The organism is Streptomyces sp. NPDC001904, assembly GCF_040297005.1.
Lineage (GTDB): Bacteria > Actinomycetota > Actinomycetes > Streptomycetales > Streptomycetaceae > Streptomyces.
The window spans coordinates 20,271-34,674 of sequence record NZ_JBEOYI010000040.1; the positions used below are offsets into that span (position 1 = coordinate 20,271).

The 14,404-nt window shown below is 70.3% G+C and carries 13 protein-coding genes; 12 read left to right on the forward strand and 1 reads right to left on the reverse strand.

What is annotated here, in order from left to right; translation table 11 throughout:
- The first annotated feature begins 9 nt into the window (after positions 1-9).
- The 12 genes from ABT127_RS36530 (at position 10) to ABT127_RS36585 (ending at position 13,586) form a co-directional block, all read left to right on the forward strand.
- On the forward strand, positions 10-657 hold the full coding sequence (locus ABT127_RS36530) for an AAA family ATPase (RefSeq protein ID WP_502971838.1): 648 nt from the start codon (positions 10-12) through the stop codon (positions 655-657).
- A gap of 92 nt (positions 658-749) precedes the next feature.
- A complete protein-coding gene (locus ABT127_RS36535; RefSeq protein ID WP_351459983.1) occupies positions 750-1,565 on the forward strand; it encodes an enhanced serine sensitivity protein SseB in 816 nt (271 codons plus the stop codon).
- 135 nt (positions 1,566-1,700) lie between these two features.
- A complete protein-coding gene (locus ABT127_RS36540) occupies positions 1,701-2,501 on the forward strand; it encodes an enhanced serine sensitivity protein SseB C-terminal domain-containing protein (protein ID WP_351459986.1) in 801 nt (266 codons plus the stop codon).
- A gap of 398 nt (positions 2,502-2,899) precedes the next feature.
- Complete coding sequence (locus ABT127_RS36545) at positions 2,900-3,904, forward strand: ABC transporter permease (RefSeq protein WP_351459989.1); 1,005 nt, start codon at positions 2,900-2,902, stop codon at positions 3,902-3,904.
- Positions 3,905-4,011: 107 nt separating this feature from the next.
- Positions 4,012-5,784, forward strand: coding sequence for an ABC transporter substrate-binding protein (locus ABT127_RS36550; protein ID WP_351459991.1), 1,773 nt, complete (start codon positions 4,012-4,014; stop codon positions 5,782-5,784).
- Positions 5,785-5,907: 123 nt separating this feature from the next.
- Positions 5,908-6,909, forward strand: coding sequence for an ABC transporter permease (locus ABT127_RS36555; RefSeq protein WP_351459994.1), 1,002 nt, complete (start codon positions 5,908-5,910; stop codon positions 6,907-6,909).
- Positions 6,906-8,003, forward strand: coding sequence for an ABC transporter ATP-binding protein (locus ABT127_RS36560; protein ID WP_351459997.1), 1,098 nt, complete (start codon positions 6,906-6,908; stop codon positions 8,001-8,003). The genes ABT127_RS36555 and ABT127_RS36560 overlap by 4 nt, the downstream gene beginning before the upstream one ends.
- 26 nt (positions 8,004-8,029) lie before the next feature.
- Complete coding sequence (locus ABT127_RS36565) at positions 8,030-9,196, forward strand: ABC transporter ATP-binding protein (protein ID WP_351460000.1); 1,167 nt, start codon at positions 8,030-8,032, stop codon at positions 9,194-9,196.
- 167 nt (positions 9,197-9,363) lie between these two features.
- Positions 9,364-10,758: a M1 family metallopeptidase gene (locus ABT127_RS36570; protein WP_351460002.1), complete on the forward strand. Its 1,395-nt coding sequence runs from the start codon at positions 9,364-9,366 to the stop codon at positions 10,756-10,758.
- Positions 10,759-10,786: 28 nt separating this feature from the next.
- Positions 10,787-11,455, forward strand: coding sequence for a trimeric intracellular cation channel family protein (locus ABT127_RS36575; protein ID WP_351460005.1), 669 nt, complete (start codon positions 10,787-10,789; stop codon positions 11,453-11,455).
- 66 nt (positions 11,456-11,521) lie between these two features.
- On the forward strand, positions 11,522-12,406 hold the full coding sequence (locus tag ABT127_RS36580) for a thioesterase family protein (protein WP_351460008.1): 885 nt from the start codon (positions 11,522-11,524) through the stop codon (positions 12,404-12,406).
- A 193-nt stretch (positions 12,407-12,599) separates the two neighbouring features.
- The gene (locus ABT127_RS36585; protein ID WP_351460010.1) at positions 12,600-13,586 is read left to right on the forward strand and encodes a helix-turn-helix transcriptional regulator; all 987 of its coding nucleotides are present in this window, start codon (positions 12,600-12,602) and stop codon (positions 13,584-13,586) included.
- Here ABT127_RS36585 and ABT127_RS36590 read toward each other — a convergent pair.
- Positions 13,537-14,397: an alpha/beta fold hydrolase gene (locus ABT127_RS36590; protein WP_351460013.1), complete on the reverse strand. Its 861-nt coding sequence runs from the start codon at positions 14,395-14,397 to the stop codon at positions 13,537-13,539. The genes ABT127_RS36585 and ABT127_RS36590 overlap by 50 nt on opposite strands.
- Between the last annotated feature and the right edge of the window lie 7 nt (positions 14,398-14,404).

Consider the following 14,404-nt stretch of genomic DNA (forward strand, 5'->3'; position numbering starts at 1 on the left):
ACGATCACGGTGCACAAGGAGTTGGCGGGGGCGTACGCGACCACGGCGGGGGCGGTGGCGGGGGTGCGCATCCCCCGCCAGCGCTCGGTGCGGGACCTGCGCGGGCGCGGCGGCCGCACCCCGCGCCGGATCGGGTTCGCGGCGGGTGACCTGGTCGTGCTGTCGGGGCTGCCGGGCAGCGGGAAGTCCACGCTGATGCGGCGCGTGGTCACGGTGGTGCGGATCGACTCCCAGGACACCCGGGACCGCTGGGCGGCCCGGATGCCGCGCTGGGTGCCGTACGCGCTCTACCGGCCGCTGGTCCGCGTCGCGCACTACGCGGGCCTGCGCCGCGCCATGCGCTCCGGCGCCAGCCTCGTGGTGCACGACTGCGGCACCCAGGCCTGGGTGCGCCGCTGGGTGACGCGGTCGGCGGGGCGGCGCGGCGCGGCCGTCCACCTGATCCTGCTCGACGTGCCGCCGGACCTGGCGCTCGAGGGCCAGCGCGACCGCGGCCGCGGCGTCTCGCGCTATGCCTTCGCCCGGCACCGCAGGGCGGTCACCGCGCTCGTCACGTCGACGGAGTCCGGGGACCTCCCGGCCGGCATCGAGTCGGCGGTGCTCCTGGACCGCGCGGCGTCGGACGCACTCGGCGGAATCACGTTCCTGGAGCGCTGAGCGCGTGGGGGAGTCCCTCCGGCGGTACCGCCGAACGGGTTATCGTCGGCGCGGACCGTATGGCAGGGCCGGAGCAGAGGTTGAAGGCAGCTATGGAGACGCCGGGCATCCCGGAACAGGGGCACGAGCACTACGCGCAGGGTGAGGGTGGTGCGCACGCCCACCCGCAGCCGCAGCACACCTGGCCGGCGAACGAGCTGGAGGAGGTCCTCTCCGCGGCGCTCGGCCGTCCCGAGGGCGGCGGCCGCATCGTCGAGGTGCTGGGCCGCAGCCACCTGTGGATCCCGCTGCCCAAGGGCGGCGGCCCGGCCAGCCGCGACCTCGACCTGCCCACCCTGGAGCTGGAGGGCCAGGCCTACGTCCCCGTCTTCAGCTCCGAGCACGAGTTCATGCGGGTCACCGGCGGCCGGATGGACTGCACGGTGGCCCCGGCGGTGGAGTTCGCCCGCGGTCTGCCGCCGCAGGTCGGCCTCGCCGTGAACCCGGACGGCACCATCGGCGTCCCGCTCCCGCCCCCGGCCGTCGCCGAGCTGGCCCGCGGCGGCCGCACCCCGCTGGACGGTCCCGCGACCGGCGGCCGGGTCGTGCTCTCCGAGCCGGACTGGCAGGACGACCCGGTCGACTTCCTGACCGCGGTGCGCGAGGAGTTCGACGCGGCCGGCACCGTCCGCACGGCCCGCCGCTGTCTGGCGGTGGTCGAGGACGGCGACCCGTCGCTGTTCATCGGCGTGGAGCTGACCGCGTGGGAGGGCCCGGCGCGGGACGTCCCGCTGGACGCGCTAGGCCGTGCGCTGGGCCGGACGCCGGTCGCCTGGCCGGTGAATCTCGTCTTTCTCGACGTCACTCAGGACCCGGTCGCCGACTGGCTGCGGACCCATGTTCGTCCGTTCTACGCACGAGAGGTGTGACACCGTCCGTCAAGTCGGTGTCAGTAACGCCGCTTAAGCTGGTTTCATGACCTGACCGGGCGGTGTCACACCGCCCGGCGCGGGGCGATCGGGCGATCCGCAGACGGGCAGAAGTACACGAAGGGGCGGTTACGGGTGAGTGCGTCGGGCACGGCCGCGGCCGGACAGGTCGAGCAGATGCTGCGCCAGGTGACTCCCGGGCGCTACGACGCGTACGAGGCGCTGCTCCAGGCACTCGCCGATCCCGCGGCGGGCCAGGTGTGGATGCTGCTCTGGCACGGCCAGGCCGGCTCCCCCGACGCCCAGTACGGGAACATGGAGGTCGACGGCTTCGGCTACGCCCCCTGCGTCACCTCCGCCCAGGAGCTCTCCGCGTCCGGCTGGTCGCGCGCGTACGAGGTGGTCGGCGGTGTCGACGCGGCCCGCACGCTCTACCCCGACCACTACGGCCTCTGGCTCAACCCGCACGCGCCGGGCGGCGGCGTCGGCATCCCCTGGCTCGACCTGCGCCGGATCGCGGGCGGCCTCGACCGGCAGCCGGCCGGTCCGCTGCGGCTGTCCGAGCCCACGATCGACCTCCCGCAGTTCTACGCGGTCCTGGCGCAGAACGCGCACCGTACGACCGCCGTACGGGCGCTGCGCCGCGCCTGGGTGCAGCCCGCGCTCGGCGCCCCGTACCTCGCCATCGGCCTCGATGTGTACGACACGTCGCCCGCGTCGGTGGACTCGGTGCGCGCGATGATGCAGCAGTCCGTCACGGCGGTGCCGGACGGTCTGCCGGTGTCCACGGTCGCGATGTCCGACGAGTACGACCCGGTGGCGATGTGGCTGCGGGCGAACGCCCGGCCGTTCTACGACCGCGAGGCGCATGCCGCTCCTGCCGGTCAGGCCGGTGGTGGCTACGGGTATCCCCCGCCGTACGGTGCGTCGTACTGACCGCTTTTGTCCTCAAACGCCGGACGGGCCGGGATTACCACCTGAACCTCAAGTCCTCCTCAACTCCGCGTGTGCAGCGGTCATTTCGGGAAGAGGCTGGTTGGGGGAGAGAAACTCCCTCGTGGGCCCAATGTCCGACTCGTCGCCCCTTCAGCCCCAACTGCCCAGTGTTCGCACGCCGTTGACCGTCGTCCGGATAACGGAACCCCCCAGACAGCATCACGTTTAGGCATCCTTTCCCCGTCAAGTCTGGCAACAGATCGCACACAGGTTGAAGACTCCCGCTCCAAGGGGTTCGACCTCGTGTACGAGCCCCCCGAGAACGACGGACTGAACCACGCCGCCACCAGCGGCAAGTGCGGGCCGGTCACCGCCGGTTGAGAGGGGTCCCTGCCACGATGACGGCACCATTGCACGACACGACTGCGGAGGCGGAGCCGGTCGCGTCGGCCGACGCTGCCGCGAGCCAGTCAGGCGGCAAGGTCGAAGGGCGGTCGCTCAAGCAGATCGCCTGGAACCGCCTCAAGCGGGACAAGGTCGCCCTGGCCGGTGGCATCGTTGTCGTCCTCCTGATCCTGGTCGCGGTCTTCGCCCCGCTCATCGTCGGTCTGCTGGGCCACCCGCCCAACGACTTCCACCAGGACAAGCTCGACCCGCTGACGAACCTGCCCACCGGTTCGCTGGGCGGCGTCAGCAGCGACTACCTGTTCGGCGTCGAGCCCAACAAGGGCCGCGACGTCTTCAGCCGGGTCGTCTACGGCGCCCGGATCTCGCTGCTCGTCGCGTTCCTCGCGGCGATCGTCGCCGTCGTGCTCGGCACGGTCTTCGGCGTCGTCGCGGGCTACTTCGGCGGCTGGATCGACTCGGTCATCAGCCGGGTCATGGACGTGCTGCTCGCCTTCCCGCAGCTGCTCTTCATCATCTCGCTGGTCTCCGTGCTCCCCGACGACATGCTCGGGCTGACCGGAACGGGCGTCCGCGTCGCCATCCTCGTCCTGGTCATCGGCTTCTTCGGCTGGCCCTACGTCGGCCGGATCGTCCGGGGCCAGACCCTGTCGCTGCGCGAGCGCGAGTACGTGGAGGCGGCCCGCTCGCTGGGCGGCGGCAGCCGCCACATCCTGCTGCGCGAGCTGCTGCCCAACCTGGTGGCCCCGATCGTCGTCTACATGACGCTGATGATCCCCACCAACATCCTCACCGAGGCCGCCCTCAGCTTCCTCGGCGCGGGTGTGCGCCCGCCGACCGCGTCCTGGGGCGGCATGCTCCGGGACGCGCTCGCGACGTACGAGCACGACCCGATGTTCATGGTCTTCCCCGGTGTCACGATCTTCATCACCGTCCTCGCGTTCAACCTCTTCGGGGACGGGCTGCGCGACGCACTCGACCCCAAGGGCACCCGCTAGGCCCTCAACAGCCCTCTTTCCACAGGCCCCTGTCGCATCGTCAGGCGGCGCACCCGACTGGTTCATCGGCGACTTGCCCGGACCGCGATCTCGGAGGATACGAGAAAATGCCCACAGGTATTCCCAAGCGACGGCTCGCTGCGTGCGCTGCCCTCGTCGTCGGGGCGCTGGCGGCCACTACGGCGTGCGGCGGCGGTGACGGCGACAGCAAGGACGGAGCCAAGGCGCCCGGCTTCAACGCCGCGCTGAACAAGGTCGTCAACGCGTCCACCAAGAAGGGCGGGACGCTGAAGTTCGTCGGCAAGCAGGACTTCGACTCCCTGGACCCGCAGCGGACGTACTACGGCATGACCTGGGACTTCATGCGGTACTACACCCGCACCCTGGTCACCTACGACACCAAGCCGGGCAACGGCTCCAACAAGCTGGTCGGCGACCTGGCCACCGCGCCCGCCACCGTCTCGGACGACGGCAAGACCTACACGTACAAGCTGCGTGACGGCCTGACCTGGGAGGACGGCTCCAAGCTGACCTCCAAGGACATCAAGTACGGCATCGAGCGCATCTGGGCCACCGACGTCATCACCGGCGGCCCCGGCTACCTGCGCTCCACCCTCGACCCCAAGGGCGCGTACAAGGGCCCGTACAAGGACAAGTCGAAGGACAAGCTGGGCCTGAAGGCGATCGAGACGCCCGACGACCAGACCATCGTCTTCCACCTGCCCAAGGCCAACGGCGACTTCGAGCAGATGCTCGCCATGCCGACCGGCGCCCCGGTGCCGCAGGCCAAGGACACGGCCGCGAAGTACACCCAGAAGCCGGTCTCGTCCGGCCCGTACAAGATCCAGAGCTACAACGCGGGCAAGAGCCTGACGCTGGTGCGCAACACGGCCTGGAAGAAGTCGTCCGACCCGATCCGCCCGGCCCTGCCGGAGAGGATCACGGTCACCATCTCCTCGAACCTGGAGGAGAACGACAAGCGCCTGATGGCCGGCGACTACGACGTCGACGTCAACGGCACCGGCATGACCCAGAACGGCCGCGTCTCGGCCGTCGAGAAGTACCGGGGCAACGTCGACAACGTCCAGACGTCCTTCGTGCGCTACGTGGCCCTGATCACCGCCACCAAGCCGCTGGACAACGTCGAGTGCCGCAAGGCCGTCTTCTACGGTACCGACTTCGCCAGCATCCAGCAGTCGCGCGGCGGCAAGGTGGCCGGTGGCGAGATCGCCAACTCCACCTTCCCGAAGTCCATCCCGGGCTACAGCGACTACGACCCGTACGGCATCGTCGCCCGCAAGGGCAAGCCGGACGTGGCCAAGGCCAAGGACGCGCTGAAGCAGTGCGGCAAGCCGAACGGCTTCTCCACCAAGATCTCCGCCCGCAGCAACAACCCGGGTGAGGTCGACGCGGCCGAGGCGCTCCAGGCGTCGCTCGGCAAGGTCGGCATCAAGCTGACGATCGACTCGATCGACGGCGCCCAGTCGTCCTCGATCACCGGCTCGCCGAAGGTCGTCAAGTCCCGTGGCTACGGCATGACGATGAGCGGCTGGGGCCCCGACTTCAACTCCGGCCAGGGCTACGCGCAGCCGCTGTTCGACAGCCGCTTCATCTTCCCGACCGGTAACTACAACGAGTCGCAGATCAAGGACAAGAAGGTCGACAAGCTCTTCGACGACGCGATCGGCACCACCGACCTGAACAAGGCCAAGCAGCTCTACACCGACCTGGACCACGAGATCCTGGACCAGGCGTACTGGATGCCGTTCATCTACGAGAAGAACATCTCGTGGCGCAGCAGCCGTCTGACCAACGTGTACTCGTCCGCGGCCTACAGCGGTCGCTACGACTACGTGATGCTCGGCGTCGGCAACAAGTAGTCGTAGTCCTTCCGGTCGTTGAGCTGATCCCGCTCATGCCGTCGAAACCCGCCAGTCCGAAGGGCAGGTGATGGCCTCGGCGGCGGGGACCCCGAACGGGTCCCCGCCGCCGGGCCGCGCACAGTGCTTGCTTATCTCATCCGGCGCCTGTTCGCCGTCGTCATCATGGTGCTGATCGTGTTGTTCGCGACCTTCACCATCTTCTTCATGCTGCCCAAATGGGCGGGCCAGGACGTCGCCGTCCTCTTCGCCGGCAAGGCCACCAGCCCCGAGGCGCTGGACGGCATCCGCATCAAGCTGGGCCTCAACGACCCGCTGCTCGTGCAGTTCTGGGACTTCGTGAAGGGCATCCCGCTCGGCCGCGACTACACCAACGGCGCCGACATCACCCACTGCCCCGCCCCCTGCTTCGGGTACTCCTTCCGCACGGAAGTGCCCGTATGGACCACCCTCAAGCAGGACGCGCCCATCACCGGCGCCCTGGCGCTCGGCGCGTGCGTCCTGTGGCTCCTCGGCGGTGTCGCCACCGGCGTCACCTCCGCCCTCAAGCGCGGCACCTTCTGGGACCGCGCCGCGATGACCACCGCCCTCGGCGGCGTCTCGCTCCCCGTCTTCTTCACCGGCATGGTCGCGATGGGCATCTTCGTCCACAGCCTGGGCTGGGTGCACATCGCCGACTCGCTGTCCACGGACGACTCGATCGGTACGTGGCTGCAGACGCTGATCCTGCCGTGGATCGTGCTCGCCTTCCTCAACGCCGCGATGTACGCGAGACTCACCCGCGCCACCATGCTGGAGATTCTCGGCGAGGACTACATCCGCACCGCGCGCGCCAAGGGACTCGGCGAGTCCGCCGTCATCACCCGGCACGCGCTGCGCTCGGCGATGACCCCGATCCTCACCGTCTTCGGACTCGACCTCGGTGTGCTGCTCGGCGGCGCCGTGCTCACCGAGTCCACGTTCAACCTGCCGGGTCTCGGTCTCGAAGCGGTCCAGGCCATCAGCAACAAGGACCTGCCCGTGATCCTCGGCGTGACGCTGTTCGCGGCTCTCGCGATCGCCGTCGCCAACCTCGTCGTGGACCTTCTGTACGCCGTCATCGACCCGCGAGTGAGGCTGGGATGACCGACCTGCACAAGACCGGAGCGGCGGTCGGCGAACCCGTCACCGCCTCCGGTGCCCCCAGCGCCTTCCTGGAGGTCCGCGACCTCAAGGTGCACTTCCCGACCGACGACGGCCTGGTCAAGTCCGTCGACGGCCTCTCCTTCACCCTGGAGAAGGGCCGCACCCTCGGCATCGTCGGCGAGTCCGGATCGGGCAAGTCCGTCACGTCGCTCGGCATCATGGGCCTGCACACCGCGGGCCAGTACGGCCGGCGCAAGGCGCAGATCAGCGGCGAGATCTGGCTGGACGGCACCGAGCTGCTCTCCGGCGACCAGGACGCCGTCCGCCGGCTGCGCGGCCGCGACATGGCGATGATCTTCCAGGACCCGCTCTCGGCGCTCCACCCGTACTACACGATCGGCAAGCAGATCGTGGAGGCGTACCGGGTCCACCACAAGGTGGACAAGAAGACCGCGCGCAAGCGGGCGATCGAGATGCTCGACCGGGTCGGCATCCCGCAGCCCGACAAGCGGGTCGACGCCTACCCGCACGAGTTCTCCGGCGGTATGCGCCAGCGCGCGATGATCGCGATGGCGCTGGTGAACAACCCCGAGCTGCTGATCGCCGACGAGCCGACCACGGCCCTCGACGTGACCGTGCAGGCGCAGATCCTGGACCTGATCCGCGATCTGCAGAAGGAGTTCGGCTCCGCCGTCATCATGATCACGCACGACCTCGGGGTCGTCGCGGAGATGGCCGACGAGCTGCTCGTCATGTACGGCGGCCGGTGCGTGGAGCGCGGCAGCGCCACCGAGGTCTTCACCGAACCCCGGCACCCCTACACCTGGGGCCTGCTGGGCTCGATGCCGCGCATCGACCGGGAGCAGACCGAGCGCCTCATCCCGGTCAAGGGCTCCCCGCCCAGCCTGATCAACCTGCCGAGCGGCTGCGCCTTCAACCCGCGCTGCCCGTACGCGGACGTCCCCAAGGACAACATCACCCGTACCGAGCGCCCCGAACTGCGCGAGGTCGGCTCCGGTCACTTCTCCGCCTGCCACATGTCGGGCGAGGAGCGGGAGCGGATCTGGACCGAAGAGATTGCGCCGAAGCTGTGACGGACGCCAAAGGACCCGAGACCGAGATGACGATCCCCCAGCAGGCGGCCGACTCTCCCCAGACCTCCGCCGACGCGGCGCCGGGCGAGCCGCTGCTCAAGGTCGAGAACCTGGTCAAGCACTTCCCGATCAAGAAGGGCCTGCTCAAGCGGCAGGTCGCCGCCGTGCAGGCGGTCGACGGGCTGACCTTCGACGTCCGCGCGGGGGAGACCCTGGGCGTCGTCGGCGAGTCCGGCTGCGGCAAGTCGACGATGGGCCGGCTCATCACGCGGCTGCTCGAACCGACCGCGGGCCGCGTCGAGTTCGAGGGCCGGGACATCACGCACCTGGGCACGGGCGGCATGCGTCCGCTGCGCCGCGACGTGCAGATGATCTTCCAGGACCCGTACTCCTCGCTGAACCCGCGCCACAACATCGGCACGATCGTCGGCGCCCCGTTCAAGCTCCAGGGCGTCAAGCCCGAGGGCGGCGTGAAGAAGGCGGTACAGGATCTCCTGGAGCGGGTCGGGCTCAACCCCGAGCACTACAACCGCTACCCGCACGAGTTCTCCGGCGGCCAGCGCCAGCGCATCGGCATCGCCCGGGCGCTCGCCCTGCGGCCGAAGCTGGTCGTGGCGGACGAGCCGGTCTCGGCGCTCGACGTGTCGATCCAGGCCCAGGTCGTGAACCTCCTGGAGGACCTCCAGGACGAGTTCGGCCTGACGTACGTGATCATCGCGCACGACCTCTCGGTCATCCGGCACGTCTCGGACCGGATCGCGGTGATGTACCTCGGCAAGATCGTGGAGCTGGCGGACCGCGACGACCTCTACTCCACGCCGATGCACCCGTACACCAAGGCGCTGCTGTCCGCGGTGCCGGTGCCGGACCCCAAGCGGCGCGGCGTCAAGAGCGAGCGGATCCTGCTGCGCGGCGACGTCCCGTCGCCGATCGACCCGCCCAAGGGCTGCCGTTTCCACACCCGCTGCTGGAAGGCGACGGAGCTGTGCGCGACGAAGGAGCCCCCGCTGCTCCAGCTCGCCTCCGGCCACCAGGTCGCCTGCCACCACCCGGAGAACGCCCCCGACCAGGCCCCCGAGGACACCAAGCTCCTCTCGGCCGCCAAGGAGGCGATCGACGTGGTGACGGTCCCGGCACCGGCCGACGCCGTGGCCGCCGATGCCCCGTCGCCGGAGGCTTCGGAGGACAAGTAGGGGGACGGTTCGCTCGCGACCGGCTGCGGCTCTCGTCGTGGCCGGTCGCGCAGTTCCCCGCGCCCCTGACGGGGCGCATATGACCCAGAGAGGTCATGTACACGCCCACCCTTGAGCGGCAGAGTTCCCGTGTCCGGCACACAGGATCACGCTCGAAGGGACGCCACATGCTCTCCCGTTCGGCAAGACTGGCCGCGCTCACCGTCGCGGCGGCCTCCTTCACCCTGATCGCCGCAGCCCCCGCCCCCACCCCCGGCTCCGCCGGCATCGGCGACCCGTACTTCCCGGAACTCGGCAACGGCGGCTTCGACGCCCGCCACTACGGCCTGGACATCGCCTACGACCCCGGCACCGACCGCCTCGACGGCCGGACGACGCTCACCGCGCGGGCCACCCGGAACCTCTCGTCCTTCGACCTCGACCTGCAGAAGCTCACGGTCACCCGGATAGAAGTGAACGGCAGACGCGCCGACTTCACCCGCACCGGCGACGAGATCGTCATCACCCCGCGCACCCCGCTCCGCAGGAACAGCACCTTCACCACCACGGTCACCTACAACGGCGTCCCCGAGCCCCTCAACGGCCCCATCGTCTTCGGCTCCGACTACGGCTGGATGAAGACCGCCGACGGCGTCTTCGTCGCGTGCGAGCCGAACGCCGCCTCCACCTGGTTCCCCTCCAGCGACCACCCCTCCGACAAGGCCACCTACGACATCCGCATCAAGGCCCCCAAGGGCCTCACCGGAGTCTCGAACGGACGGCTCGTCGGCACGTACGACACCGACAAGGGCACGCGGACCGTCCACCACTGGCACGAGTCGAAGCCGATGGCGACCTACCTCGCGACCGCCAGCATCGGGAAGTTCGACGTGAAGACCGGCCGCACCCCCGCCGGCACCCCCATCTACGTGGCCATCGACCCGGTCCTCGCGAACAGCAACAGCGTCGACGTGTACGCGGTGACCGCCGAGGCCACCGACTACTGGTCGCAGGTCTTCGGCCCGTACCCCTTCGAGGAGACCGGCGCCGTCGTCGACGACATGCCCGAGGCCGGGTTCTCCCTGGAGACCCAGTCCAAGCCCAGCTACTCCGCCGTCCGCAGCGAGTCGACGATCGTCCACGAGCTGGCCCACCAGTGGTTCGGCGACTCCGTCTCCGTCGAGCAGTGGAAGAACATCTGGCTCAACGAGGGCTTCGCCACGTACGCCCAATGGCTCTGGTCCGAGCACAAGGGCATCCGCTCCGCCCACGACTCGTTCCTCGCGGGCTACGGCTCCCGCCCGGCCGACTCCGCGTTCTGGCAGACGAAGGTGGGCGATCCGCAGCGCGACACGATGTTCGCCTCCGCCGTGTACCAGCGCGGCGCGATGACCCTCCAGATGCTGCGCGAGCGCATCGGCGACAAGGCGTTCTTCAGGCTGCTGCCGCTGTGGACCAAGCAGCACCGGTACGAGAACGCCTCGACGTCCGACTTCATCGCCCTGGCCGAACGGGTCTCGGGGCGGCAGTTGGACGATCTGTTCGACACGTGGCTGTTCACGACGGGCAAGCCGACGCTGTAGGCGCGGACCCGGCAGGTAAAAATATCGGGTGATCCAGGAACTGTTCACCCCCTCCGTCCAGCACTGGCTCGATCTCGTCGGCATCTTCGTGTTCGCCATCTCCGGCGCTCTGATGGCCGTACGCAAGAACTGGGACGTCTTCGGCATCGGCGCCCTGGCCGAGGCCACCGCGCTGGGCGGAGGGCTGTTCCGCGACCTGGTCATCGGGGCCGTGCCGCCGGCCGCCTTCACCGACCTCGGCTACTTCATCACCCCGCTGTTCGCCGCCGCCCTCGTCTTCTTCCTGCACCCCGAGGTCGAACGCACCCAGGTCGCGGTGAACGTCTTCGACGCGGCCGGCCTCGGCCTGTTCTGCGTCACCGGCACCACCAAGGCGTACGACTACGGGCTCGGCCTCACCTCGTCCGCCGTGCTCGGCCTCGCCACGGCCGTCGGCGGCGGTGTGCTGCGCGACATCATCGCCAACGAGGTGCCTTCGCTCGTGCGCTGGGACCGCGACCTGTACGCCGTCCCCGCGATCGTCGGCGCCGTCATCGTCGTGCTCTGCATCCGCTTCGACGCCCTCAACGGCTTCACCAGCGGTGTCGCCGTACTGACCGCCTTCATCCTGCGGCTGCTCGCGATGCGCTACCACTGGCGGGCACCGCGCGCGTGGAACCGCAGGTCCGCGGCGGTGGAGGTGCCGGAGGAGGTGTAGTGCGGGCGGCCGTGAGGCGGGTCTCTAAAGCTACCGCTTAGTAATGAGCTGTCGTACCCTGCCTGCATGGCAGACGCAGCATCCCCGCAGGCACGTACCGGCACGGCCACGATCGGCGACAGCGAGTTCGACCGCGACACCGCCGTCACCCGGCGCGATCCCGCCGTCCCCGGGGTCTACGACATCGACCTCTCCGCCGGCTGGACGATCATCAACGCCGTCAACGGCGGCTATCTGCTCGCCGTGCTGGGTCGCGCGCTCGCCGACACCCTGCCGCACGCCGACCCGTTCACGATCTCGGCGCACTACCTGACGGCGTCCGCGCCCGGACCCGCGGTGATCCGCACGGACGTGGTCCGCACCGGCCGGACCCTCTCCACCGGCCAGGCGTCCCTCTTCCAGTACGCGGAGGACGGGACCGAGGTCGAGCGGATCCGTGTCCTCGCCTCGTACGGCGACCTGGACGCGCTCCCCGACGACGTCCGCACCAGCGCCAAGCCGCCCGCCATACCGCCGGTCGAGCAGTGCTTCGGCGCCGCCGACGCGCCCGCGGACGGTCCGCGCATCCCGGGCAGCTCGGCCATCACCGACCGCCTCGACGTCAAGCTCGACCCGGCCACCCTCGGCTGGGCGCTCGGAGCGCCGTCGGGCAAGGGCGAGATGCGGGCCTGGTTCGGCCTGGCCGACGATCGTGACGCCGACCCGCTCTCGCTGCTCCTCACCGTGGACGCGCTGCCGCCGACCGCTTTCGAGATGGGCCTGAAGGGCTGGGTCCCGACGGTGGAACTCACCGTCCACATCCGCTGCCGTCCGGCCTCCGGCCCCCTCCGCGTCTCGATCACGACCCGCAACCTCGCCGGTGGCTTCCTGGAGGAGGACGCCGAGGTCTGGGACTCCCAGGACCGCCTGGTAGCCCAGTCCCGCCAACTGGCCCGCGTCCGCCTGGCGTAGCGGCGCCGTTCGTCCGCGGCTTTCGTCGTGGCTGGCCGCGCAGTTCCCCGCGCCCCTGAGATGCGCACTGCGTGCGCCATCTCATCAGGGGAGGCGGCGCGCAGCGCCTGCCTCAGGGGCGCGGGGAACTGCGCGACCAGCCACGACGCCGCCGCACCCGACAGCGAACCCGTTCTGCGGCACCCTGAACCCCGTGAAGTCCGACCGCCTGCTCTCCATCCTCCTGCTCCTGCAGACCCACGGCCGCACCCCGGCCCCCACCCTGGCAGCCCGCCTGGAAGTCTCGGTCCGCACGATCTACCGCGACGTCGAGGCCCTCTCCGCCGCGGGCGTCCCGGTCTACACGGAGCGAGGCCGCCACGGCGGCATCGCCCTCCTCCCCGGCTACCGCACGGACGTCACCGGCCTGACCGCCGACGAATCCCGCGCCCTGTTCATCCTGGCGTCGCAGGGCGCCCACGCGGCCCTGGGACTCGACGAGGCCCTCACCGCGGCGCTGCGCAAGGTCATGGCCGCGCTCCCCGAACCCCACCGCCCCGCGGCCGAGTTGACCAGCCGCCGTATCCTGGTCGAGTCCTCGCGCTGGATGGGCCCACCGCCGCGCGAGGTCGACGTCGGCGCCCTGCAGGACGCCGTGTTCGCCGACCGCCGGCTGCGGATCCGCTACCGCCACAGCGGCACCGACGAGCCCCGCACGTACACGGTCGACCCCTACGGCCTCGTCGCCAAGGCGGGTGTCTGGTACCTGGTGGCCGACCGCCGGGCGGTGCCCCGGCTCTTCCGTGCCGACCGCACCCACGAGGTGACCGTCACGGACGCACCCGTCAGGCGCCGCTCCGGCGTCGAACTCGCCGACGTCTGGGCGGTGCTGAAGCGCCAGGTCGAACAGCGCCCCGGCGGCATCGAGGTGACCGCCCGCGTCCACCGCAGCCGCTACGACCTGTTCCTGCGGCTGCAGGGCGCCTCCCTGATCGAGCACCCGGAACCCGAGGACGCCGACGAGTGGATCACGGTCCGGCTCGGCTACGGCGTGCTGGGTGCGACCCGCACCCTCCTGCCCTTCGCCGAGCACCTGGAAGTACTCGAACCGCAGGAGGTGCGCGAGGAGTTGGCCCGCTGCGCGGCCGCGGTCACCCGTCTCTACGCGGAGCACGCAGAAACTCCAGCAGCGCGGCCGTGAGTTCGGCCGGAGCGTCCTCCTGCACGAGATGCCCGGCTCCCTCGATGATCCGCAGCGCGGCACCGGGGATCACCGCGGCCAGCTCCCGCCCGCGGCCGACCGGGATCCAGGTGTCCTCGGCGCCCCAGCACACCAGGACGGGCAGCTCCAGCTCCCCGTAACGCCCCTGGATGTCGTCGGTGAACCGCTGGTCGTTCTGTTCGATCTGCCGGTAGAAGGCGTCCCGGCCGGCCTCGGTCAGCCAGGGTGCGACCAGCCGCGCGTGGGTGTCGGGGCGCAGGCCGGGATGGCTGCACGAGCTGATGTAGCGGTGGATGAGCGCCTCGTGCAGCTCCGCGGGCAACTGCCGGAAGACATCGCTGTGTTCCGCGAACAGGCGGTACGTGGGTGAGCCCCAGGGTGCCAGTGCCACCGGATCCACGAGCGCGAGCCGGGAGTAGGCGGCGCCGTGCAGCAGATGTGCGCGCAGCGCGACGGCGCCGCCGAAGTCGTGGGCGACGACGGCGGGCGCCGGGCCTTCGGGGCCCAGACCCCAGTGGTCCAGCAGCTCGGTGAGGACGCGGCTCTGGGAGTCGAGGTCGACACGCTGCCCGGGGCGCATCTCCGAGGCGCCGTAGCCGGGCAGGTCCCAGACGTGCACGCGGAACCGGGAGGCGAGGGCCCGAGCGGGGGCGCGCCAGACGTAGGACGAGAACGGCGTGCCGTGGACGAGGACGACGGGCGGGGCGTCCGGGGCGCCGAGCACGCCCCATCGGACCTCGCCGGACGAGCTGAGAAAGCCGCGGTCGAGTATCCAGTCGGCTGCTGTCATGACCGTA